The sequence below is a fragment of the Streptomyces lichenis genome, from assembly GCF_023218175.1.
GTDB lineage: Bacteria > Actinomycetota > Actinomycetes > Streptomycetales > Streptomycetaceae > Streptomyces > Streptomyces lichenis.
In genome coordinates, this window is record NZ_JALPTH010000001.1 from 342,736 (window position 1) to 363,501 (window position 20,766).

20 protein-coding genes are annotated in these 20,766 nt (G+C 74.8%); 12 read left to right on the forward strand and 8 right to left on the reverse strand.

Annotation, left to right across the window (positions count from 1 at the left end; all coding sequences use genetic code 11):
• From M1O15_RS01375 to M1O15_RS01385, 3 genes are read left to right on the forward strand one after another with little or no spacing between them, the layout of a single operon-like run.
• On the forward strand, positions 1–915 hold the full coding sequence (locus M1O15_RS01375) for an ABC transporter ATP-binding protein (RefSeq protein ID WP_248631270.1): 915 nt from the start codon (positions 1–3) through the stop codon (positions 913–915).
• Positions 912–1,958 carry an ABC transporter permease gene (locus M1O15_RS01380; RefSeq protein ID WP_308282185.1) on the forward strand — a complete coding sequence of 349 codons (1,047 nt, stop codon included), beginning with the start codon at positions 912–914 and terminating at the stop codon, positions 1,956–1,958. The genes M1O15_RS01375 and M1O15_RS01380 overlap by 4 nt, the downstream gene beginning before the upstream one ends.
• Positions 1,959–1,981: 23 nt before the next feature.
• Positions 1,982–3,349, forward strand: coding sequence for an LLM class flavin-dependent oxidoreductase (locus tag M1O15_RS01385; protein WP_248631271.1), 1,368 nt, complete (start codon positions 1,982–1,984; stop codon positions 3,347–3,349).
• 185 nt (positions 3,350–3,534) lie between these two features.
• Here M1O15_RS01385 and M1O15_RS01390 read toward each other — a convergent pair whose 3' ends face one another.
• A complete protein-coding gene (locus M1O15_RS01390; RefSeq protein ID WP_248631272.1) occupies positions 3,535–5,883 on the reverse strand; it encodes an MMPL family transporter in 2,349 nt (782 codons plus the stop codon).
• Between the two features lie 181 nt (positions 5,884–6,064).
• On the opposite strand from M1O15_RS01390, the gene M1O15_RS01395 reads away from it, so the two are divergent.
• From M1O15_RS01395 to M1O15_RS01435, 9 genes are all read left to right on the forward strand, one after another.
• Complete coding sequence (locus M1O15_RS01395; RefSeq protein WP_248631273.1) at positions 6,065–7,126, forward strand: class I SAM-dependent methyltransferase; 1,062 nt, start codon at positions 6,065–6,067, stop codon at positions 7,124–7,126.
• A gap of 128 nt (positions 7,127–7,254) precedes the next feature.
• Positions 7,255–7,620, forward strand: coding sequence for a phosphopantetheine-binding protein (locus M1O15_RS01400; RefSeq protein ID WP_248631274.1), 366 nt, complete (start codon positions 7,255–7,257; stop codon positions 7,618–7,620).
• A complete protein-coding gene (locus M1O15_RS01405; RefSeq protein WP_308282186.1) occupies positions 7,617–8,861 on the forward strand; it encodes a beta-ketoacyl-[acyl-carrier-protein] synthase family protein in 1,245 nt (414 codons plus the stop codon). The genes M1O15_RS01400 and M1O15_RS01405 overlap by 4 nt, the downstream gene beginning before the upstream one ends.
• Before the next feature lie 235 nt (positions 8,862–9,096).
• Positions 9,097–10,041: an AurF N-oxygenase family protein gene (locus M1O15_RS01410; protein WP_248631275.1), complete on the forward strand. Its 945-nt coding sequence runs from the start codon at positions 9,097–9,099 to the stop codon at positions 10,039–10,041.
• A 34-nt stretch (positions 10,042–10,075) separates the two neighbouring features.
• The gene (locus M1O15_RS01415) at positions 10,076–11,761 is read left to right on the forward strand and encodes an FAD-dependent oxidoreductase (protein WP_248631276.1); all 1,686 of its coding nucleotides are present in this window, start codon (positions 10,076–10,078) and stop codon (positions 11,759–11,761) included.
• A 163-nt stretch (positions 11,762–11,924) separates the two neighbouring features.
• A complete protein-coding gene (locus tag M1O15_RS01420; protein WP_248631277.1) occupies positions 11,925–12,089 on the forward strand; it encodes a hypothetical protein in 165 nt (54 codons plus the stop codon).
• Positions 12,090–12,218: 129 nt separating this feature from the next.
• Positions 12,219–13,136 carry a glutathione S-transferase C-terminal domain-containing protein gene (locus tag M1O15_RS01425; RefSeq protein WP_248631278.1) on the forward strand — a complete coding sequence of 306 codons (918 nt, stop codon included), beginning with the start codon at positions 12,219–12,221 and terminating at the stop codon, positions 13,134–13,136.
• A gap of 72 nt (positions 13,137–13,208) precedes the next feature.
• Complete coding sequence (locus M1O15_RS01430; RefSeq protein WP_248631279.1) at positions 13,209–14,216, forward strand: hypothetical protein; 1,008 nt, start codon at positions 13,209–13,211, stop codon at positions 14,214–14,216.
• Positions 14,217–14,519: 303 nt separating this feature from the next.
• Positions 14,520–14,753: a hypothetical protein gene (locus M1O15_RS01435; protein ID WP_248631280.1), complete on the forward strand. Its 234-nt coding sequence runs from the start codon at positions 14,520–14,522 to the stop codon at positions 14,751–14,753.
• Here M1O15_RS01435 and M1O15_RS01440 read toward each other — a convergent pair.
• The 7 genes from M1O15_RS01440 to M1O15_RS01470 all read right to left on the reverse strand — a co-directional run bounded on the left by M1O15_RS01440 (position 14,750) and on the right by M1O15_RS01470 (position 20,556).
• Positions 14,750–15,031, reverse strand: coding sequence for a peptidylprolyl isomerase (locus M1O15_RS01440; RefSeq protein ID WP_248631281.1), 282 nt, complete (start codon positions 15,029–15,031; stop codon positions 14,750–14,752). The genes M1O15_RS01435 and M1O15_RS01440 overlap by 4 nt on opposite strands.
• 136 nt (positions 15,032–15,167) lie before the next feature.
• Entirely contained in the window at positions 15,168–16,397 is a 1,230-nt protein-coding gene (locus M1O15_RS01445; RefSeq protein WP_248631282.1) for a cytochrome P450 family protein, read from the reverse strand.
• 54 nt (positions 16,398–16,451) lie between these two features.
• Positions 16,452–17,684: a cytochrome P450 gene (locus tag M1O15_RS01450; protein WP_248631283.1), complete on the reverse strand. Its 1,233-nt coding sequence runs from the start codon at positions 17,682–17,684 to the stop codon at positions 16,452–16,454.
• Entirely contained in the window at positions 17,681–18,328 is a 648-nt protein-coding gene (locus tag M1O15_RS01455) for a GTP-binding protein (protein ID WP_248631284.1), read from the reverse strand. Before M1O15_RS01455 ends, M1O15_RS01450 begins: the two co-directional genes overlap by 4 nt.
• The gene (locus M1O15_RS01460) at positions 18,306–18,689 is read right to left on the reverse strand and encodes a DUF742 domain-containing protein (RefSeq protein WP_248631285.1); all 384 of its coding nucleotides are present in this window, start codon (positions 18,687–18,689) and stop codon (positions 18,306–18,308) included. The genes M1O15_RS01455 and M1O15_RS01460 overlap by 23 nt, the downstream gene beginning before the upstream one ends.
• Positions 18,686–19,102, reverse strand: coding sequence for a roadblock/LC7 domain-containing protein (locus tag M1O15_RS01465; RefSeq protein WP_248631286.1), 417 nt, complete (start codon positions 19,100–19,102; stop codon positions 18,686–18,688). The genes M1O15_RS01460 and M1O15_RS01465 overlap by 4 nt, the downstream gene beginning before the upstream one ends.
• A gap of 2 nt (positions 19,103–19,104) precedes the next feature.
• Positions 19,105–20,556 (reverse strand): ATP-binding protein, encoded by a 1,452-nt coding sequence (locus M1O15_RS01470; RefSeq protein ID WP_248631287.1) that lies wholly within the window; start codon positions 20,554–20,556, stop codon positions 19,105–19,107.
• Between the last annotated feature and the right edge of the window lie 210 nt (positions 20,557–20,766).

The window sequence follows — 20,766 nt, forward strand, 5'->3', positions numbered from 1 at the left end:
ATGACCGAGGACACCACCCGTCCCGCGAAGATCCTGTTCGAGGGGGTACGGAAGGACTTCCCGGTCCGGGACGCCGCCCTGGCCCGGCGGCGCGGCCGCCGCGGGCTCCGCCGGCCGCTCGCCGGTACGGGGCGCCCGCCCGTCCCGCGCGCCCACCCGGCGGCCGGGTTCACCGCGCTGGACGGCGTCGACCTCGCCATCCCGGCCGGGGAGTTCACCGTGGTGGTGGGCCCCAGCGGCTGCGGCAAGTCGACCCTGCTGGACCTGCTGGCCGGGCTCACCCGCCCCACCGGCGGCCGTATCCTGCTCGACGGCCGCCCGGTCACCGGGCCGGGGCTGGACCGCGGCATCGTCTTCCAGCAGTACGCGCTGCTGCCCTGGCGCACCGCCCAGGGGAACGTGGAGTTCGGGCTGGAGGCCATCGGGGTGCCCCGGCGGGAGCGCGCCGACCGGGCCCGCGCGTATCTGGACCTGGTCGGCCTCACCGGGTTCGAGGACCGCCACCCGCACGAGCTGTCCGGCGGGATGCGGCAGCGGGTGGCGATCGCCCGCAGCCTCGCCTACGACCCGGACGTGCTGCTGATGGACGAGCCGTTCGCCGCGCTTGACGCCCAGACCCGGGAGTCCCTCCAGGACGAGCTGCTGCGGATCTGGCGGCGCACCGGCAAGACGATCCTGTTCATCACGCACGGCATCGAGGAGGCCGTCTACCTGGGGCAGCGGGTCGCCGTGATGACCTCGCGGCCGGGCCGGATCAAGCGCGTCGTCCCGATCGGACTCGGCGAGCAGCGCGCGACCGCCGACGACCTGCGCTCCAGCCCCGAGTTCGCCCGCTACCGGCACGAGATCTGGTCCCTGCTGCACGACGAGGTGTCCAGGGCCCAGCAGGAGGAGAAGGAGGGCGTGGCCGTATGAGCCCCGTGTCCGCGACGAGCCCGCTGTCCACCGGAAAAGCCCCTGGGAAGGCCACGGGGAAGCCCACCAGAAAGGCCACCGGGAAGCCTCCCGGGACGGCCGTCGGGCCGGAGCCGGCCGAGCGGGACGTACCCGCTCCCGGACCGGTGCGGCAGCCCGATCCCGTACCGGATCCCGGTCCCGTATCCGTACAAAAAGACCCGGAGGCCGCGGAGGGCCCGGAGGCCGCGACCGGGCGGCTTGCGCCCGGGGCTGCCGCACGGTTCGCCGGGGCGGCCGTCTCGCTGCTGTACCGGGGCTTCACCCGGTCGGTGGCGGTCACCGCGCTGCTGGCGGTGTGGGAGGCCGCGCCCCGCCTCGGACTGGTGGACGCGACCTTCCTGCCGCCGTTCAGCGAGGTGGCGCTCGCCTGGTGGGAGCTGGCCCTGGACGGGCAGCTGGCCGACAACACGGCCGCCAGCCTGACCCGTTCGCTCAGCGGCTTCGGCCTCGCGGTGCTGGCCGCGGTGCCGCTGGGGCTGCTGATCGGCTGGTACCGGCCGCTGGCGGAGCTGCTGAACCCGCTGCTTGAGGTGTTCCGCAACACCGCCGCGCTCGCCCTGCTACCGGTCTTCGTGCTGCTGCTGGGCATCGGCGAGACGTCCAAGATCTCCATCGTGTTCTACGCCTGCGCCTGGCCGATCCTGCTGAACACCATCAGCGCCGTCCGCACCGTGGACCCGACCCTGCTGCGGCTGGCCCGCTCGATGGACCTGTCCGCGCCCCGGCTGTTCCAGAAGGTGATCCTGCCGGCCTCGGTGCCCACCGTCTTCACCGGCATCCGGCTGGCCGGGGCGGTGTCCATCCTGGTCCTGGTCGCCGCCGAGATGATCGGCGCCAAGGCGGGGCTCGGCTATCTCATCAACGCCTCGCAGTACAACTTCGCCATCCCGCAGATGTACGCGGGGATCGTGACCATCTCCGTCATCGGCGTGGTCTTCAACGGGCTGCTGGTGGCGCTGGAGCGCCGCCTCACCTCCTGGCGCCTGCCGCCCACCCACTAGAACTCTCCGAAGGACGAACCCCCATGGCCCACCCCGAGCGGCCCGCCCCCCGCCGCCTACTCCACCTCAACGCCTTCCTGATGAACGCGGGACACCATGACGCCGCCTGGCGCCACCCCCGCACCCGGCCCGACCGGGTCACCGACGTCCGCTACTTCCAGGAGCTGGCCCGGACCGCCGAGCGCGGCAAGCTCGACTCGGTCTTCCTCGCCGACGGCCTCGCCCTGTGGGGGCAGGTCGCGCACAACGCGCTCGGCGGCTTCGAACCGCTCACCCTGCTCTCCGCGCTCGCTGTGGCCACCGAGCGGATCGGGCTGATCGCCACCGTCTCCACCACCTTCAACGAGCCGTTCCACACCGCCCGCAAGTTCGCCTCGCTGGACCACATCAGCGGCGGCCGGGCCGGCTGGAACATCGTCACCTCCGGCACCGTGCAGGAGGCCCGCAACTTCGGCCGCGAGGAGCATCTGGAGCACGGGCTGCGCTACGAGCGGGCCCGGGAGTTCGTGGAGGTCGCCACCCGGCTGTGGGACAGCTGGGAGGACGGGGCCGTGCTGCTCGACCGGGAGCGCGGGATCTACGCCGACGCGGAGAAGGTCCGCCCCATCGGCCACCGGGGCGAGCACTTCGGCGTGCAGGGGCCGCTGAACGTACCGCGCTCCCCGCAGGGCCACCCGCTGCTGGTGCAGGCCGGCTCCTCGGAGGACGGCAAGGAGTTCGCCGCCCGGTACGCGGAGGCCGTCTTCACCGCCCAGCAGACCCTGGCCGACGCCCTGGCCTTCGCCGGGGACCTGCGCGGCCGGCTGGCCCGCCACGGGCGCGCCGAGGACGCGGTCCGGATCCTGCCCGGCATCTGCCCGGTCATCGGCTCCACCGAGGCCGAGGCCCGGGCGCTGGAGCAGGAGCTGACCGACCTCCAGGTGCCAGAGTACGGGCTCGCCCAGCTGTCCGGGATGCTGGGCACCGACCTGACCGGGCTGCCGCTGGACGGGCCGCTGCCCGAGCTGCCCGAGGAGCGGGACATCAACGGCAACAAGAGCCGCTTCACCCTGGTGGCCGAGCTCGCCCGGCGGGACGGGCTGACCCTGCGCCAGCTGATCGCCCGGCTCGGCGGCGGACGCGGGCATCTGGTGGTGGCCGGCACCCCCGAGCGGATCGCCGGCCTGATCGAGGAGTGGTTCACCCGGGGGGCGGCGGACGGCTTCAACATCATGCCGCCGTATCTGCCGGGCGGGCTGGACCACTTCGTGGACCAGGTGGTGCCGATCCTCCAGGAGCGGCGGCTGTTCCGCACCGAGTACACCGGCCGCACCCTGCGCGAGCACTACGGTCTGCCGCGCCCTGCCGGCGCCCGGAGCGAGAGTCCCGAGAGCCCGCTGGCGCTGGCCTGACCGCGCGGGAGCGGTGAGGTTCGCCGCAGCCGTCTCGACGTCCGGCTGCGGCTTTCCCCTCGTTCCCCACGAGCGGCGGTACGGCCCGGGAGGCGTGCCGCCATGACGGGCGTCTGCCCGGCCCCCGGGGGCGCATACGGAGCCACCCGGGTGAACCTCCTGGTGAGGAGCCCCGGACCGGGCCCTCAGACCCGTGCCGTCTCCGGCCGGGACGGCGCGGCGGCCGGGGGCCCCACCGGCTCCACCGGCTCCGCCCGGCGGAAGGGCAGCCACCAGTTGGCGCGCCCCAGCAGCCGCATGGTGGCCGGGACCAGAACCCCGCGGACCACCGTGGCGTCCACCAACACCGCCAGTGCGATGCCGAAGCCCAGCTGGCGCAGCGGCATCACCTGGGCGGCGATCAGCGCCCCGAGGGAGACCGCCACGGCCAGCGCGGCGGCGGTGAAGACCCGGCCGGTGCGGGCGATGCCCTCCACCACGGCGGCGGTGTTGTCCCCGGTGGCCCGGTAGTGCTCCTGGATCCGGGAGAGCAGGAACAGCTCGTAGTCCACGGCCAGCCCGAAGGCGATGCAGAAGACCAGCACCGGAATGGTGGTGTCCAGGGCCCCGGTGGGCGCGAAGCCCGCGGTGAGCGGGGCGAACACCCCGTGCTGGAAGACCAGCGCCACACAGCCCAGCGCGGCGCCCAGGCTGACCGCGGCCACCAGCACCACCTTGACCGGCACCAGCACACTGCGGGTGTGCAGCCCGACGACCGCCAGGGTGGCCAGCGCGACCAGCGCCGCGGCCAGCGGCAGGCGGTCGGTCAGGGCGCGGCGCGCGTCCACGGTGGCCGCGGCCTGGCCGGCCACCGCGACCGGTGCCGGTCCCGGCGCGGGCAGCGCGCGCACCGCCCTTACCACCCGGGCCGCCGCCTCGGAGGAGGGCGGGCCGGTGAGCACCACCGTGGCCAGGGTGCCCGCAGGGGAGGCGGCGGAGGCGGGCAGGGGGAGTGCGGGGGAGGTGCGGCGCCCCTTCTCGTACCGCCCGGTGGGGGTGGTGGCCGCGGCGGCGCCGTGCAGCGCGGACAGCATCCGGCCGTAGCGGTCCAGGGCGGGCGCGGTGGCGGTACCGGTCCGCAGCCCGGGCAGCACCACGGTCAGCGCCCGGTCCGACACCTGCGGGAAGAGCCGGGCCACCGCCTCGGCGCCCCGGTGCGACTCGGCGCTCACCGGCAGGTTGCGGTGGTCGGTCAGGCTCAGCCGCACCGAGGCGAACGGCAGCAGCATCAGCCCCAGCAGCAGGGTGCTGGCGGTCAGCGACAGCACCGGCCGGCGGGTCACCGCCCGGGCCAGCGCCGCCCAGGCCCGGCTGCCCTCCGCCGCGTCCGCCCGGGCCGGTCGGCCGAAGCGCCGCAGCGGGTCCAGCGCCTCCGCCCGGGGGCCCAGGCACAGCAGCGCGGCGGGGATGACCGCGATCGCGGTCGCGGCGGCGAGCACGGCGACCGCCATCCCCGCGTACGCCATGGAGCGCAGGAACGGGAAGGGGAAGACCAGCAGCGCGGCGAGCGCGGCGGTGATGGTGCAGGCCGACACCGCGACGGTGCGGGCCGCCGTACGGGTGGTGGTGGCCACCGCCGCCAGCGGCTCCCGCCCCAGGGCGCGTTCCTCGCGGTAGCGGCTGACCATCAGCAGTGAGTAGTCCACCGCCAGCCCGAAGCCCAGCGCGGCGGCCAGGTTGACGCCGAACACCGACACCGGGGCGAGGAAGGTGACACCGTGCAGCGCGGCCAGCGCCCCGGCGGTGGCGATCCCGCCCACGACGACCGGCAGCAGCGCGGCCACCAGCGAGCGGAAGGCGATCGCCAGTACGGCGAAGGTGAGCGGCGCGGCCAGCAGTTCGGCGCGCAGCAGATCGGCCCGGGACCGCTCGGTGGACTGGGCGGAGAACCAGGCCGGCCCGGTCGCCGTCACCCGCAGCGGCCCGGCCGCCTCCCGGTGGCGGGGGACCAGCTCGGCGGCCCGGCGGGCGGCGTCCGACTCGTCCCCGGCGAGGTGGACCAGCACCAGGGCGGCGCGCCCGTCGCGGGTGCGCAGCGAGGGGTCGCCGCCCTGGCGCCCGTCACCGGTGTGCTGCCCGGGGTCACCGCCGGGGCCCGCCGCCCAGGGGGAGCGGACCCGCTGCACGCCCGGCTCCCGCGCCAGTCGCGCCACCAGCGCGGCCCCCTGCGCCCGGGCCGCCGCCCCGTCCACCGTCGTGCCCTTGCCCGCGCCGCCTTCGGCCGCCGGGCGGAGCAGCAGGATGACATCGGGCCGGTCGGCGCCGAGGCGGGTGGCCAGCTCCGCCGCGTGGGCCGCCTCGGTCCCGGTGGCGGCGAACCCGCCGCTCGCCAGCCGCCCGTACAGTCCGGCGGCCCCGGCGGCGAAGAGCGCGCACAGCACACCGGCCAGCACCAGGGTCCGTCTGGCTCTGCGCAGGGCACCCGCCCTCGCGTCCGGGGCCGGTGACGGGAGCGGGGACGGTGCCGGGCTGGGTCCTCGGGGCTCGCGGTTCATGGGCGGACATGTTCCAGGCCCCGCGCCCCGCGCCCGGTCAGGACGCGCCCCGGGACGTCCCTCGCTCCCCTGGTCGGGCGATCCCCCCAATGGGCGAATGACGGCCTTTTGGCGAACATTTGGCGGATACCGGCGGCGTGGGCGGCAAAACATGACGTAACGGAAATTTAGGGTGCGCGGTATGGGCCTTCCTTCTGCCTACGGGGCTGCCGAGCGGGTCGCCGGCTCGGCCGCCGACAAGGCTGCCGACGAGACGTCCGCCCGTGCCACGGTCGCGCTCGCCGACCTCCGCGCCCTCGGCGAGGCCTACCGCCGGGCGATGGAGACCGCCGCCGCCACTCCGGAGACGCGGGCCGCGATGGAGGTGTTCGTCGCCGAGTTCAGCGCGGCGGTCCAGCGCTGCCTGACCGAGGGCGCCGGTGACGAGGAGATCGCGGCGGCCGTGGCGCCGCTCCGGGACGCCCTCGGCAGCTCCCCGCTGATCCGCCGGGGCCAACGGCAGGACCGCGGGCACCCGGGCGACTTCGAGATGATCGAGTATCTGCTCTCCGGCCGCAACGACGCCGAACCGGGCACCCTGGCCTGGCAGATCGACTCCTACCTCCAGGACTCGGCCATCACCCGCCAGCACCGCAACAAGATCGCCCACCAGGCCGGGCTGATCCGCCGGACCCTCTCGGGGACCTCGGCGGACGGCGGCGGGCGCCGCGTGCTGCTGGTGGCCTGCGGCGGGGCGGCCGATCTGCGGGCCGTGGAGCCGGAGCTGTTCGCGGCCGGGGACCTGGTGGTCCTCAACGACGTGGACGCCGACGCGCTGGAGTACGCCCGCGCGGCCCTGCCGCCCGCCACCGCGCTCCACACCGCCGTCGAACCCGGCAACGTCCTCCAGGCACTGCCCGCCCTCGAACGGCACGGCCCCTACGACCTGGTCCTGGCCGGCGGCCTCTTCGACTACCTCCCGGACCGCTACGCCCGGCTGCTGATCGCCTATGCCATGACCCGGCTCTGCGTCCCCGGCGGGGACTTCCACTTCTCCAACATCGCCGCCGGCAACCCGTTCGCCCATCTGATGAAGTACCTGGCCGACTGGCCGCTGATCGAGCGGACCCGGCAGGACGTCGAGGACCTGGTGCGGGCGGCCGCCCCGCACCAGACGGCGCGGCTGTCCGTCGGGGCCGACCAGACCGGCTACACCCTGCTCGCCCGGCTCACCCGGGCGGCGGCCCCCGTCCGGTCCGGCTGACGCCCCCTCACCCGGCGCCCCGCCCCCTGTCCTTCCCCTCCTCCCCACCCCACCCGCCCCGTCCCGGCGGCGCCCCGCCACCGTGCCGCGCCGCCGGGCCGACCGACCCGACCCAGGAGCCGCATCCCATGGCCGACAGCTACCCGGCGATCACCCGCATCCTGACCGAGTCCTTCGGCGTCGAGGCCGACGCCCTCCGCCCCGACGCCACCTTCGACGAGCTTGAGCTGGACTCCCTGGCCCTGGTGGAGTTGTCCCTGCTGCTGGAGGAGCGCACCGGCCACCGGCTGGAGGAACTGCCGGCCACCGCCACCCTCGCCGAGGCCACGGCCGCCGTGGACCGCCTGGTCGCGGGCGAGGCCGAGCCTGCCCCCGCCGCCGCGGATGCCGGTACGTCCGCCCCCACTGCCGTTCCGACGGCCGCCGACTCCGTCGCCGGTGAGCCCGCCCCCACCGCCGCCGACTCCGCCACCACCACGGGCGCCGGACGGTGACGGGCGCGTCCACCGCGGTCGCCGTCACCGGCCTCGGCATGGTGACGCCGGCCGGTATCGGGACGGCGGCCACCTGGGACGGCCTGCTGGCCGGCACCCCCACCGCCACCACCGACCCGCTGCTCGCCGGACTGCCGCACGACTTCTCCTGCCGGGTCCCCGGCTTCGACGCGCACCGGCTGCTGGGCCGCCGGCTCGCCTGGCGGCTGGACCGGGGCACCCACCTCGCCCTGGTCGCCGCCCGGGAGGCGGTCGCCGACGCGGGGCTCGACCCGGGCGGCTGGAGCGCCCCGCGGGTGGCCGTCGTCATGGGCGTCGGCACGTGCAGCTTCGAGCACTACGAGCGGGAGTTCGCCCGTGCCGCCGACGGCCGGCCGGACACCGTCTCGCCGTTCGCGCTGCCTCGCTCCATCCCCAACATGGTCCCCGCCGAGATCGCCCTGGACCTCGGCGCCCAGGGACCCAACCTGGCCGTCTCCACCGCCTGCGCCTCCGGCACCACCGCCCTGGGCACCGCCCGCGACCTGCTGCGCTCCGGTGCCTGCGACATCGTGCTGGCAGGCGGGGCCGAGTCGGTGGCCCACCGCATCCCGTCCATCTGCTTCGGCCAGATGGGCGCGCTCTCCGGCCGCCGGGACGACCCCGCGCACGCCTCCCGCCCCTTCGACCGGGACCGCGACGGCTTCGTGCTCGGCGAGGGCGCCGCCGTGCTGGTGCTGGAGCGGGCCGACCACGCCCGCGCCCGGGGGGCCGCGGTCCACGCCCTGCTGGCCGGGTACGGGGCCTCCTGCGACGCCCACCATGTCACCTCGCCGCACCCGGAGGGCCGGGGCCTGGCGCAGGCGATCGAGGGCGCCCTGGCGGACGCCCGGCTGCGCCCCGAGGACATCGGCCATGTCAACGCGCACGGCACCTCCACCCCGTACAACGACGAGGCGGAGGCCCGCGCGCTGGGCTCGGTCTTCCCGCGTACGCCACCGCTGACCGCGCTCAAGAGCGTGCTGGGGCACTCCATCGGCGGCGCCGGCGCCATCGAGGCGGCCGCCACCGTGCTCACCCTGCGGCACCAGCTGATCCCGCCCACCGCCAACCTCGACAATCCCGACCCGGCGCTGGACCTGGACATCGTCGCCAAGGCGCCCCGGCCGGCCACGATGCGGGCCGCGCTCAGCACCTCCAGCGGCTTCGGCGGCCAGAACGCCGTGGTCGTCCTCACCACGGAGACCACGGAAGCCGTCTAGACCGGGAAGCGGGCGCGGAACCCTTGGTTCCGCGCCCGCTGCCGTATGCCCGCCGACCCGTGCGCGGGACTCCGGCCATCTTGCTGACAAATTTTCTACCGAGGGCTAGGCCCCGGCGGGGCGCTTACTATACGGTCCGTCTAACAACGGTGGGGGTGCCCGCACTCGGCCCGTTCGACGGCGGCGACGGTGCGGCGGCTCCCGCGCGACGGCACGCCACGGAAGGAGCCCGCACATGGCCAGCAGCACCGCCCGGCCGGACACCGGCGCCGATCGGGGAGAGCCCGGTCAGGACCAGCGGCCGGACCGGGACCAGGGAGTCACCCGGCGGTTGCTCGACTCCTCGGCCCAGCTCTCGTACGACCCGGCGGTCGAGGTCGACTGGGACACCCCGCTCGACAAGGACTTCCACGGGGCCAGCCCCGAGTGGAGCACCCTCTACGGGACCGCGTACTGGCGGGAGATGACGGAGGAGCAGCGCAAGGAGCTCACCCGTCAGGAGGCCGCCTCGGTGGCCAGCACCGGCATCTGGTTCGAGATGATCCTCCAGCAGATGGTGCTCCGCGACATCTACGCCAAGGATCCCACCGGCTCCGACTTCCAGTGGGCGCTGACCGAGATCGCCGAGGAGTGCCGGCACTCGATCATGTTCGCCCGCGGCGCCCAGAAGCTCGGCGCGCCCGCCTACCGACCGCCCCGGCCGGTGCTCGAACTCGGCCGCGCCTTCAAGACGCTGGCCTTCGGCGAGGCCGCGTACGCCGCGATCCTGGTCGCCGAGGAGGTCCTCGACGTCATGCAGCGCGACTGGATGCGCGACGAGCGGGTGGTGCCCTTCGTCCGCACCATCAACAACATCCATGTGGTCGAGGAGTCCCGGCACATGAAGTTCGCCCGGGACGAGACCCGCAAGCGGCTGGCCGGGGCCGGCTGGCTGCGCCGCCAGCTCAACGCCTTCGTGGTCGCGGTCGCCTCGTACTACATCGTCACCAGCATGGTGAACCGCAACGTGTACGCCAACGCCGGGCTGGACCGGGAGCGCGCGCTCGCCGAGGCCCGGGCCAACGAGCACCACAAGGCGATGATGCGCTCCAGCTGCGCCGGGCTGATGGACTTCCTCGCCTCGGTGCGCCTGCTCACCCGGCCCGCGCTCGCCTTCTACAAGCGCGCCCACCTCATCTGACCACCATCCGACGCGGACACCCGGGGCCCGGTACATGACCTACGCGATCACCCAGACCTGCTGCAACGACGCCGCCTGTGTGGCCGTGTGCCCGGTCAACTGCATCCATCCCACTCCGGAGGAGCGGGCGTTCGGCTCCACCGAGATGCTGTACATCGACCCCCGGGCCTGCATCGACTGCGGCGCCTGCGCGGACGCCTGCCCGGTGGACGCCATCCACCCGGTCGACGAACTGACCGCCTCCCGGCCCGACCTGCGGGAGTACGCGGAGATCAACGCCGCCTACTTCGCCGGCACCCCGCGGCCGGAGCAGGGCGCCGAGCGCGAGGGCCCCAACTTCCACACCTGGGGCAGCCCGGCCTTCGAGCGCAGCCTGCCCGCCGACTTCCCGCCGATCCGGGTCGCGGTCGTCGGCACCGGCCCGGCCGGGATGTACGCGGCCGAGGACCTGCTGCTGCACACCAGCGCCGAGGTCACCCTGATCGACCGGCTCCCGGTGGCCGGCGGACTGCTGCGGTACGGGGTGGCCCCCGACCACCCGGCGACCAAGCGGGCCGGCGAGTCCTTCGCCCGCTTCCACCAGCACCCCCGGGTGCGGATGTACCTGGGCCTCACCGTCGGACAGGACGTCAGCGCCGAGGAGCTGGGCGCCCACCACGACGCCGTGGTCTACGCGGTGGGCGCCTCCGCCGACCGGCGGCTCTCCATACCCGGCGAGGAACTGCCCGGGGTGCTCTCCGCCACCTCGCTGGTCGCCTGGTACAACGCCCACCCCGAGGTCGCCCCGGACGCCGTGGACCCGGCCGCCGAGCGGGTCGTGGTGGTCGGCAACGGCAATGTCGCCCTCGACGTGGCCCGCATCCTGGTCGCCGACCCGGACGCCCTGGCCGCCACCGACATCGCCGACCACGCCCTGGCCCGGCTGCGCGCCGGTACGGTCCGGGAGGTGGTGGTGCTCGGCCGGCGCGGGCCCGAGGACGCCGCCTACACCCGCTCGGAGCTGCTGGCGCTGCGCCATCTGCCGGGCGTAAGGCTGGTGGTGGACGACCACGACGAGCGGATCGGGGCGGCCATCGACGCGGCCGAGCCCGGCACCAAGGCCGCCGCCCTCCGGGAGGTCGCCCGGGAGCGGGTGGACTGGTCCCGGCGACCGGGGGAGGGGCGGCGCCGGATCGTGCTCCGCTTCCACTCGGCCCCGCTGCGGATTCTCGGCGACGGAGAAGGGGCGGATGTGTCGGCGGTGTCGGCGGTGGAGACCGCGGCCCCCGGCGGCGTACAGGAGATCCCGGCCGGTCTGGTGGTACGCGCCGCCGGCTACCGGGGTGAGCCCGTACCCGGGCTGCCCTTCGACGAGATCAGCGGCACCGTCCCGCACCAGGGTGGCCGGGTGGCCGGGATGCCGGGCGCCTATGTGGTCGGCTGGATCAAGCGCGGCCCCTCCGGCGGCATCGGCGCCAACCGCACCTGCGCCGCCGAGACGGTCGGCACCCTGCTCGCCGACGCCGTGGCGGGCACCCTGCCCGGACCCACCGGCTCGGCGCGGGACTTCCACCGACTGGCCCGTCGGCGCAACCGGCGGGTGGTGGACGCCCGGGGCATGGCGGTGATCGACCGCGCCGAGACCGACCGGGGCCGCCGCGACGGCCGCCCCCGGGTCAAGCTGGCCACCGTGGAGGAGCTGCTCGCCACCGCGAAACGCCCGCTGCGGCTGGTGCGCTGACACCCGCCCCGTACCCCTCTCGGCCCCGGGGGCCGGAACCGGATCGCACATCGTCCGGTTCCGGCCCCCGGTCGTGTCCCACCCCTCGTACGCGCCCTTGACGCCGCCGCGGCGCCCCCGCACACTCCGAATGAGGAATCCCCAGCGAAAAGGTAGGCAAGCCATGGACCGTCCGGTGCCGGAGCCCGCCAGGGGCCTCCCCGCATCCCGGACCCTCCCGGCCCTGCCGCTGCTGACCTCCCGCCGCCATATCGACCTGCTGCGCGTCTGCAGCGCGGCCGGTACCCGCCGCCCCGGCCCCAGCGGCCCCGCGGCCCGCACCGCCTGACCCCGCGCGGTCCGGCTTTTCTGGTACGCCTCCGCGCTCCGGCACCGCCGTCTCGTCGGCATGTGCCGCCTCCTCGCACGTCCCATTCCTCACCGTAGGTCCGCCTGACGACCTCCAGGGAGAAGACACATGCCCACCTTCCACCCGTCCGCCGCACCGGGCCCGTCGACCGCCCCCGCCTTCCGGGGCAGGATCGGCGCCGCCGAGCGCAGCGGCTATCCGCCGGTGCCGCACCGCTACCGGCTCCACCTCACCCCGTCCTGTACGAACGGCCTGCGGATCGCCGTCACCCACAGCCTGCTCGACCTCGCCGGGATGCTCCCCGCCACCCTGCTGCCCGCCGTGCCCGACACCCCGGACGGCACCGGCTACCTGGCGCTGCGCCCCCTGTACCAGGCGAGCGCCCACCGCTACCGGGGGCCGCTGGCTGCGCCGGTGCTCAGCGACGACTGGACCGGACGGATCGTCAGCACCCACACCCCCGACATCCTGGACGACCTCACCCGCCACTTCGCCCACCGGGGCCCGGACCTGCGAGGCCGGGGCGGCGCGGGGCCGCTGCGGGCGGTCGACTGGCTCTGCGAGCAGGACATCAACGCCGCCGCCCAGCAGGCCGGCCGCGCCGACACCGGCCCCGGCACCCGCGAGGCCGCGCTGCGGACCCTGCTGAACGGCTTGCAGGCAGCCGAACACCACCTCGCCGATCGGGAGTTCTGGCTGGACGACCGACTCACCCTGGCGGACGTCCAGCTGTGGGCGACCCTGGTCCAGCTGGACACCGTGCACCGCTGGCACCTGGACGCCGCCGCCGTGCACCGGCTGGCCGGCCACCCCAGGCTGTGGGCCTACGCCCGCCGCCTCGCCGCCCACCCCGCCTTCGGCGCCCATCTCGACCTGGACGGCATCGCCCTGCGCCACCACGCCCACTGCCGGGGCCGGGAGGCCGCCGGGGCCGCCATGCCCATCGTCGACTGGGCGGCAGCGGCAGCCCGGCAGCCGTCCACCATCCCCGCGCCCGCCCCTGAGCCCGTCGCCAACGGGGGCTGATCGCATCCGAGTCGCCCACCTCCTCTACCGGCCGCCTCACGTAGGCCGAACGGGGATCGAGGAGGGGCGCGCATGGCCACGGTCGTCTTCGTGCACGGTGTCGGCAGGCAGTACCTGAGCGAGGCCTCCCTCGCCCGGGACACCGTGCCCGAACTGCTGGCCGGGATACGGCTGGCGGGTGGCCCGGTGCCCGAACCGTCCGAGGTGGCGGTGGCCTTCTACGGCGACCTGTTCCGCCCCTCGGGCACCCGCGCCGGACCCGAACCCGGCTACGACGCCGTCGACATCGAGGGCGATGACGAGTTCGCGCTGCTGATGGCGTGGTGGGCCGAGGCCGCCCGTACCGACCCGGACGTCCCCGCCCCGGACGAGCCCGGCACCCGCGGCCCGGCCGGTTACGCGCTCTCCCGGGCGCTGCGGCTGCGGACCGTCCGCGCCGCCCTGGACGCGCTGACCGGCGCCCGCCGCCTGCGCGGCGTCCTCGACCGGACCCTCATCGGCGACCTCAAGCAGGTCACCGCCTACTTCCGGGACGAGGACGTCCGCATTGTCCGCGACCCCGGTTCGTACTTCACCGGCCGGGCCAACGCCCTGACCCGGCTGCAGGCTGGTCCTCGATGGCTGCTCCGATGTCTCGGTCAACGCCCCGCCACCAGACCCTGGACGCCCTGGTCGCCCGGCTGGCGGCCGCCGCCGACCCGCCGACCCTGCTGCGCTCGCTCGCCGCCCGCCCGGGCCCCCTTCCTGATCGTGGTCGACTCCCTGGACGGGGCCGGTCCGGCCGACGACGCACCGAGGCCGGGCGGATCGCCTGGGAGCTGCTGCGACCGCTGGGCGGAGTGGAGTGCGTCCGGCTGGTCGTCGGCTCCCGCCGGGAGCTGCTGCCGCACCTCGGCGAACGGCTCACCACCGTGGACCTGGACAGCACGGCGTACGCGGACGACACCAGCACCGCCGAGTACGTCCGCCGGGTGCTGGCCGACCCGCCCTCCCCGTACATCGGTCGCCCCGCCGAGGCCGAGGTCGTCGCCACCGAGGTGGCCCGCCGCTCCGGCCGCTGCTTCCTGGTGGCCCGGATGACCGCGACGGCGCTGCTGCGCGGCGAGCTGGTCGACACCTCCGTACCCGGCTGGGCGGATGACCTCCCCCCCCCGGACGTCGGCGGCGCCTTCGACGCGTACCTCCGGCGGCTGCCGCCCGCCCGGCGCCAGAGTGCCATGGCCCTGCCGACCACCACCCTGGCCTTCGGCGAGGGCCAGGGGCTGCCGCGCAGGGTCTGGCCGGCGGCTGCCCGCCGATTGACCGGCATCGACCTGCGCGAGACCGACATCGACGCCCTGGTTGAGGAGGACGAGTCCTATCTGATTTGTCTGGACTCCGTGAGTGGGAAGCACTTCCGCCTCTACCACCAGGAGCGACGAGCACGGGGTGCGGCTGGTGCATCTGCCCAGCGGGGAGGACGTGTGGTCCGCCCCGCTGCCCGCGCTGGTCACCTCCCTCGCCCTGCGTCCGGGCAGCCCGCACCTGGACATGGGGATCGCCACCGAGCAGGGCGTCGTCCTCATCCGCCCCCGGCTCACCCCCGCCTGGCGGCGCCGGCTGCTGGACGGCGCCTAGTCCTGGCGGCTGGTCACCTCCACGAGGTGATAACCGAACTCCGTCCGCAGCGGCCCCTGGACTGCGTTCAGAGGGGCCGAGAACACCACCGTGTCGAACTCGCGAACCATCTGTCCCGGTCCGAAGGAGCCGAGGTCACCGCCCTGGCGGCTGGAGGGGCAGGTGGAGTTCGCCTTGGCGACATCGGCGAAGTCAGCCCCGGCTTCGATCTGCTCCTTCAGCGCCTGGGCCTTCTCTTCGGAGGGGACCAGGATGTGTCGCGCCGTAGCCCTTGCCATTGCTTGTATCCCTTCGAGTGCACATACGTCGATCTCAACTCACGAGAATCGGTCCCACCGTAAAGCGCGATCGCTGTTCCGGCGTACTCCCGTTGGCGCCGGCAGGTGATCACCACCTACCCGAGACCGGTACGACCTAGGCGGGCGTGAGGCGTACCGGCACCGTCCGGTGGCCGTTGCTGATGAGCGAGGGCACGGGCAGCAGTTCGTCGGGGCGGACGGCCAGCTCGATGGCGGGGAAGCGGTCGAAGAGCGAGCGCAGGGCGGTGACCACCTCCAGGCGGGCCAGCGGGGCGCCCAGGCAGAAGTGCACACCGTGGCCGAAGGCCAGATGGTCCTTGGTCACCCGGGTGATGTCGAAGGTGTCGGCGGACGGACCGTGCCAGTCGGGGTGCCGGTTGGCCGCCGCGTAGGAGGCGAGGATGGCCTCGCCCTTGGCGATGAACCGCCCGTCCGGCAGCGGGATGTCGGTGACCGCGAACCGCATCGGCAGGTGCTTCACCGCCGGTTCGTGCCGCAGGGTCTCCTCCACCACGTCGTTCCAGTCGGCGCGCCCGGCCCGCAGGGCGGCCAGCTGCTCGGGGTGGGTCAGCAGCAGCACCACGGCCTGGTCGATGACGTTGACGGTGGTCTCGTACCCGGCGCTGATCATCAGCAGCAGGGTGTCGCGCAGCTCCGCGTCGGACAGCGCGCTGCCGTCGCCCTCCTCGTCCCGGGCGCCGATCAGCAGACTGGTCATGTCGTCGCCCGGCTCGGCGCGCTTGGCCTCCACCAGCTGGTCCAGTGCCCCGTACAGGGCGGCGGTGTTGGCCTCGGCCTGCTCGGCGGTCAGCGTGGTGTCGAAGACCCCGTCGACCACCGCCCGGAAGCCCTCGCGCCGCTCGTCGGGCACGCCCATCAGCCGGCCGATGACCGCGATCGGCAGCGGGTAGGCGAGCCGTTCGCGGAGGTCGACGGTCTCTCCGGCGGGTACGGCGGCCAGCCGGTCCACCAGCTCGGTGACGATGGACTCCACCGACTCCTGCAACGCGGCGACCCGGCGGGCGCTGAACGCCGGCGCGACCATCCGCCGCAGCCTGCGGTGGTCGGCCCCGTAGGCGGTGAACATGTTGCTCACCGCCACCCACAGGGCCAGCGGCCAGGTGGTGACGGCCTGGGCGAACTCCGGCCAGTGCGCCCGGGCGTCCTTGGAGACCTCCGCACTGGTCAGCAACCGCTTGAGGAGCACCGGGTCCGAGACGGACCAGGCGGGCACCCCCAGGACGTCCACCCGGGTGGCCGCACCCTGGGCGCGCAGTGTCCGGTGCTCGGTGTGGTGGTCTGACCCGCTGGGGTCGAGGAGGAGGACGGTCGACTGCTCGGACACGGTGGGCTCCTTCGAGGACGGACGGAGGACGGAGGGAAGAAAGGGGCGGCGGGCTCAGCGGGCGGCCGGGAGGGCCACCGGCAGGGACTCCAGCGCGCGGTGGAAGGGGCCGGGCCGCCAGCGCAGTTCACCGGCCGGGACGGCGAGGTCGATCTCCGGCAGGGCGTCCAGAAGGTGGCTGATGGCGGTCTCCGCGATCAGATAGGCGTGCGAGCGGGCCGGGCAGCTGTGCGGCCCGATGCTCCAGGCCAGATGGGCCCGGTTGCCGGAGATCGCGTCCGGCGGCAGCCCGCGGGTGAGCTCGGGATCGTTGTTGCAGGCGGCCATGGAGATCAGCACCGGCTGGTGCGGCGGCAGCAGCACCCCGTCCAGGTCCACCGGGAACGGCGGGTAGCTGATGCAGTAGTTGGCCATCGGCGGGTCGGTGTAGAGCACGGTGTCCAGGGCGTCCCGGACGGTGGACTGCCCGGCGTGCAGGGCCCCGGAGAAGTCCTCGTCGGTGAGGATCTTCAGACAGGTGTTGCCGATGAGCTGGGTCAGCGGCTCGATCCCGGCCCCGTACAGGGTCACCAGCTGATGGGCCATCTCCTCGTCGGTCAGCCCGGCGGGGTGCGCCAGCATCCGGGAGGTGACATCGTCGGCGGGCCGGTGCCGGCGCAGGGTGACCAGGTCCTGGACGGCCTGGCCGAGGATCAGGTTGCCCCGCTCGGCGTCGGTGGCCTCGAAGATCCGCGCCATGCCGTCGGCGATCCGGGCCCCGATCTCGTCCGGGCAGCCCAGCAGGGTGCTCAGCACCCGGAAGGCGATCGGCCGCGCGTAGCGGTCGAGCAGATCGGCCCGGCCCGCCGCCCGCAGCTCCGTGATCGCCTCGGCGGCGATCTTCTCCACCAGGGACCGCAGCTCGTGCTGGTCCACCGCGTCCAGCGCCGCGGTGTTGGGGGCGCGGTAGCGGGCGTGCTCGGTGCCGCCGCTGCGCAGCGCGTTGGGCCGCCACTCCATCATCGGCCGCACCGGGCAGGAGGCCGGCACCTGCTGCTCCCAGACCCGGGGGTCGGCGGGGAAGCGCAGCGGGTCGTTGAGGACCCGGCGGGCCTGCGCGTAGCCGATCACCAGGGTCGCCGGGACGTCGGGGGAGAGCTCGACGGGCACCAGCGGGCCGTACACCCGCCGCATCCGCTCGTACGCCCCATGCGGGTCGGCGGCGAACTCCGGGGTGTAGAGCGGGAAACGGTCCGCGGTGGGGGAGGGAGCCGGGTCCGGGGCGGGCTCCGGACTCGTGGGGATCATCGCAGGGACTCCAGGGGGTCCAGATGGGTGGCCGCGGGGCGGGTGGTCAGGTACTCCGCGAGCGTGATCAGGGCGTACAGCGAGGAGGCGCGGTCCCGGGCGTCGCACCGGGTCAGCGGGGTCGCCGGATCGAGGGCCAGGGCCTCGCGCAGCTCGGCGTCCGGGTGGGCCGGGGCGTCCGGGAAGGTGTTGATCGCCACCGCGTACGGGGTCCCCCGCTCCTCCAGCAGGGTCAGCGCCCCGTGGCAGGCGTCCAGGTTCCGGGTGTCGGCCAGCACCAGGCAGCCCAGCGCCCCCTCGGTGAGGTCCTCCCACAGCGGCCGGAAGCGGATCTGGCCGGGCAGCCCGAACAGGTACAGCGCCAGCGAGCCGCCGGCCAGATGGATCCGGCCGAAGTCCATGCCCACCGTGGTCGTGGTCTTCCCCGGGGTGCCCCGCAGATCGTCCACCCCGGTGCTCTCCTCGGTGATGGGCTCCTCCATCCGCAGCGGCGCCACCTCCGACACACTGCCGATCAGGGTCGTCTTGCCCACCCCGAAGCCGCCGGCCACCACGATCTTGGCGGACCGCCGCACCGAGGCGGGCACATAGGCGACCGGCCGGCCGGGATCCGCCGACGGGTCAGACCAGTTCCCGAAGACCACGGAGCACCTCCTGAAGCACATCGGACGCGGGCTCGTCGGGCAGGGCGGACGGCGGGCTGGTCAGATGGCCGCTGTCCATCAGCGAGGAGACCAGGATCCGCACGGTGGACGGCGGCATCTCCAGCGCGGCGGCGATGTCCGCCACCGCGAGACCGCCGCCCCGGGGGCCACCGCCGCCGGGGTCACCGTCCCCCGGCGCGAACAGCCGCATCACCAGGCGGGCGTCGGCGGCCAGCGCCCCGGTGGGGCCGTTGGCCGCGATGACCACGCTCTCCAGCCGTACGTCGGCCCGGGGCCGTATCTGCCCGCCGGTCCGCACATAGGGCCGGACCATGTCCGGATCGCGCCGCGGCCCGGTCATACCGCGGTGCTCCGGTCCGTATGCCGCTGGCCGGTGCCCAACTGCTCACCCAGCCGCACCGCCAGCTCCGCCATATGGCGGCCGATCAGCCCGATGTCCGCGTGCGGGCCGGTGGTGCAGACGGACAGCATGGTGTTCTGCCCGGCCGCCGTGGTGAGACCGACGTTCCCCACGCACTCGATCAGCTGCTGCCGCACCCCGGCACCGCCGGTGAACTCGTCCCACGCCCGGCCCGCGGCCCGCAGCGAGGCGGTCAGGGCGGCCAGTTTCTCGCCGTCCTCCTGGCCGATCGTCCGGGTCCGGGCCTTCAGCAGCCCGTCGCCGCTCATCAGCACGGCGTACCTGACCCCCTCGACGGAGCCCAGCTGCTCGTCCAGCAGCCAGCCCAGGGTGTTGGAGTGGGTGTCCGACATGATCAGTGTCCTTCGTTCATCCGGGGCGCAGAGGGCGTACGGGGGGTGCTCGGCTGCTCGGGAGGCGCGCCGGCCGCGTGGTCCGCCCGCCCGCCTGCCGGGTCCTTCGGGCCGTCGGCCGGGGCCGCGTTCTCCCGGCCGCTGCGGGTGCCCGCCAGCCAGGCGGCCGCCATCCCGGGGCTGCCCGGCTCCACCGCGTCCGCGGCGGGCAGCGCCCGGCGGGCCGGGGCGGGGCGCGCGGTGCGCCGCCGGATGGTCAGCCCGCTCGCCGTGGTGGAGGCCGCGGCCACCGGCTCCGGAGCCTCCCGGCGGGCGGTCGGCACCGCGCGGACCGCCGCCGCGGTGGCCGGGCGCGCCGGGGCCGGGGTGGTCAGCAGGGCCGGCGGCAGCACGATCACCGCGCGGGTACCGCCGTAGATGTTCGGCGCCGTGACATCGACCCGGAAGCCGTAGTCCTCCGCGAGCACCGACGCCACCCGCAGACCGGTCTGCGGATACGCGCCCAGCCGGGTGATGTCGTCCCGCTGGACACCGGACATCACCTCGCGCGCCCAGGTCAGCCGCTCGTCCTCCATCCGCAGCCCGGCGTCGTCCACGATCAGGAACGCCGCGTTGTGCCCGTGCTCCAGGGACACATGGACCCGGGCGTTGGGCGGCGAGTAGCGCAGGGCGTTGTCCAGCAGCACCGCCAGGGCGTGCACCACCGCCTCCACCGCCCGGCTCTCCACCGACAGGGTGTCCATGTCCGGGTGCTGGACCCGCTCGTACCCCTCGACCCGCCCCATGGCCGAACGCACCACATCGGTCAGCGTGGTGGTCGGCCAGCGGCGCGACAGCTTGTCGCCGGAGAGCACCGCGTACCCGGAGGCCGTCAGCAGCATCTGCTGCGCCAGATGGTCGATCTCCACCAGCGTCACATAGGCCTCGTCCGACACATGGCGGCGCACCCCGGCACTGATCCGAGTGCTCAGCTTCGCCGCACGCTGCACGGTGCTGGAGGCGAAGCTGCGCACCGCGGCGCGCGCCACGTCCACCGACTCCCGCCGCGCCGCGGCGATCCGCTCCTCGGCCTCCTGCCGGGCCAGCCCGAGCCGCTGCTCGGTGTCCGCGCGGGCGTGCCGCCCCACCGCCGCCACCGCGCCGCCCAGTTGCTCGGCCAGCACCCCGAGCCCGGTCGCCAGCGGGGTGTTCACCAACTGCGGCGGCACCGGAAGCTCCACCCGGTGCTCCTGGCCGTGCTGGGCCGCGGTGGCGGCGGCCGGGACGGCGGTGCCGGCGAGATGGCCGATGAACTGCTCGGCGGCCCGCAACTGCCCGCCCAGGTCCCGGGCCTGCCCTTCCAACCGGTCCGCCCGCCGCCGCTCGCGCCGCGCCGCCCGGCGCTGGTACAGCGCGGCCGCCACGCTGGCCACCGCCGCCACCAGGGCGGCGATCGTCCAGATCAGCTCGGTCATCGGGTCCTCGCAGGGATGATCGTGGGGAAGGCCCGCCCCGAGGCGCCCACGGCGCCGCACACCGGCCCCGCCTCCTTCCGGCAGGCGGGCAGGCCGAGCGCCCGGTACCCGAGCCGCACGCGCGCACGCGCCAACTCCCGTGCGTGCGCGTCTCGTTCATCGACGGTCCGGTGCATGATCCCGCAGCCTAGCGGGCCGGCGGCCGCCGGG

Coding starts and splice junctions, on each gene's coding strand:
- M1O15_RS01380 (WP_308282185.1), top strand. CDS start 912: ATGAGCCCCGTGTCCGCGACGAGCCCGCTGTCCACCGGAAAAGCCCCT.
- M1O15_RS01390 (WP_248631272.1), bottom strand. CDS start 5,883: ATGAACCGCGAGCCCCGAGGACCCAGCCCGGCACCGTCCCCGCTCCCG.
- M1O15_RS01410 (WP_248631275.1), top strand. CDS start 9,097: ATGGCCAGCAGCACCGCCCGGCCGGACACCGGCGCCGATCGGGGAGAG.
- M1O15_RS01385 (WP_248631271.1), top strand. CDS start 1,982: ATGGCCCACCCCGAGCGGCCCGCCCCCCGCCGCCTACTCCACCTCAAC.
- M1O15_RS01375 (WP_248631270.1), top strand. CDS start 1: ATGACCGAGGACACCACCCGTCCCGCGAAGATCCTGTTCGAGGGGGTA.
- M1O15_RS01425 (WP_248631278.1), top strand. CDS start 12,219: ATGCCCACCTTCCACCCGTCCGCCGCACCGGGCCCGTCGACCGCCCCC.
- M1O15_RS01400 (WP_248631274.1), top strand. CDS start 7,255: ATGGCCGACAGCTACCCGGCGATCACCCGCATCCTGACCGAGTCCTTC.
- M1O15_RS01450 (WP_248631283.1), bottom strand. CDS start 17,684: ATGATCCCCACGAGTCCGGAGCCCGCCCCGGACCCGGCTCCCTCCCCC.
- M1O15_RS01395 (WP_248631273.1), top strand. CDS start 6,065: ATGGGCCTTCCTTCTGCCTACGGGGCTGCCGAGCGGGTCGCCGGCTCG.
- M1O15_RS01470 (WP_248631287.1), bottom strand. CDS start 20,556: ATGACCGAGCTGATCTGGACGATCGCCGCCCTGGTGGCGGCGGTGGCC.
- M1O15_RS01465 (WP_248631286.1), bottom strand. CDS start 19,102: ATGTCGGACACCCACTCCAACACCCTGGGCTGGCTGCTGGACGAGCAG.
- M1O15_RS01460 (WP_248631285.1), bottom strand. CDS start 18,689: ATGACCGGGCCGCGGCGCGATCCGGACATGGTCCGGCCCTATGTGCGG.
- M1O15_RS01430 (WP_248631279.1), top strand. CDS start 13,209: ATGGCCACGGTCGTCTTCGTGCACGGTGTCGGCAGGCAGTACCTGAGC.
- M1O15_RS01420 (WP_248631277.1), top strand. CDS start 11,925: ATGGACCGTCCGGTGCCGGAGCCCGCCAGGGGCCTCCCCGCATCCCGG.
- M1O15_RS01440 (WP_248631281.1), bottom strand. CDS start 15,031: ATGGCAAGGGCTACGGCGCGACACATCCTGGTCCCCTCCGAAGAGAAG.
- M1O15_RS01415 (WP_248631276.1), top strand. CDS start 10,076: ATGACCTACGCGATCACCCAGACCTGCTGCAACGACGCCGCCTGTGTG.